General features: G+C 43.7%; 2 protein-coding genes. Both read left to right on the top strand.

What is annotated here, in order from left to right; genetic code table 11:
• On the top strand, positions 1-312 hold a 312-nt coding region (locus tag ACFIL8_RS10905; protein WP_375689799.1), incomplete at its 5' end, for a VIT1/CCC1 transporter family protein.
• A 243-nt stretch (positions 313-555) separates the two neighbouring features.
• The coding region (dut, locus tag ACFIL8_RS10900) for a dUTP diphosphatase (RefSeq protein ID WP_375689797.1) at positions 556-1,036 on the top strand (481 nt) is incomplete at its 3' end.

Genomic DNA, 1,036 nt, shown 5'->3' with positions numbered 1-1,036 from the left:
GGACTTTCAATGGGTTTCACAGAAGCAGCCCATGATGACGGAAAATTATCAGGGCGTGGTTCGCCATTAAAAAGAGGCCTTGCCAGCGGCATTATGACCACATTAGGAGGATTAGGCCATACGCTTCCCTATTTAATCAACTCTTTTTATGTAGCGACAATTATTGCTTTTATCATTGTTTTTTTCGAACTAGGCGCCATCGTCTGGATTCAGAACAAATTCATGTCAACTCCCTTTTGGCGCGCTTCTTTACAGGTTATCATTGGGGGAGCTCTGGTTTTTGCCACGGGTATACTTATCGGTAGTATCTAAAAAATCTTATCTGTAACCATAATTTAGATCTCAAATAAGCGCATGCCCCTAGGCATAAGCCATCCTTGATGATGCCATTGATGATGTTAGGTGGTGTTGTAGAATATTTTAGGTCAGCCAAAGATGATAAGCAAGCTCTGGGGACAACCTATATCCACACACCTTTATCGACTTGGTTTTATAGATATCTTTTGTTAAAGTATCATTTTCTTCTAGACCTCATATTTTGGAAATGCCTCGATCATGTCGCACACTGAAACCAACGCCCCTTTAAACAATCATCCTGTCTCTTCTCAATCTTCACATGCCCAGACTTTATTTGTTCAGCGTCTTGCACACGGACAAGGTTTAGAACTTCCTTGCTACGCGACAGCAGGTTCTGCGGGTCTTGATCTACGGGCAGCAATTGGAGAAGAAGAAACGCTTGTTCTTGCCCCTGGGCAGCGTGCTCTTATTCCAACAGGTCTCATTTTTCATTTATCCCTTGGGTTTGAAGCACAAATACGTCCACGCTCTGGCTTAGCCTTAAAACACGGCATCACATGCCTCAACACTCCAGGAACGATTGATAGTGACTACCGTGGTGAAGTCAAAGTCCTTCTTATCAATTTAGGCCAAGAAGACTTTTCAATCCAACGGGGCATGCGCATTGCCCAAACAGTCATCGCCCCTGTATCCCAAGTTAATGTTTGCGCCATTGAACCAGAGCAAAATACCCAAAGCC

It is taken from the genome of Bartonella sp. AP57NXGY, assembly GCF_042195805.1.
Classification (GTDB): Bacteria; Pseudomonadota; Alphaproteobacteria; order Rhizobiales; family Rhizobiaceae; genus Bartonella.
The sequence above is the reverse complement of the archived record's forward strand: the minus strand, read 5'-3'. Positions and strand labels throughout refer to the sequence as shown.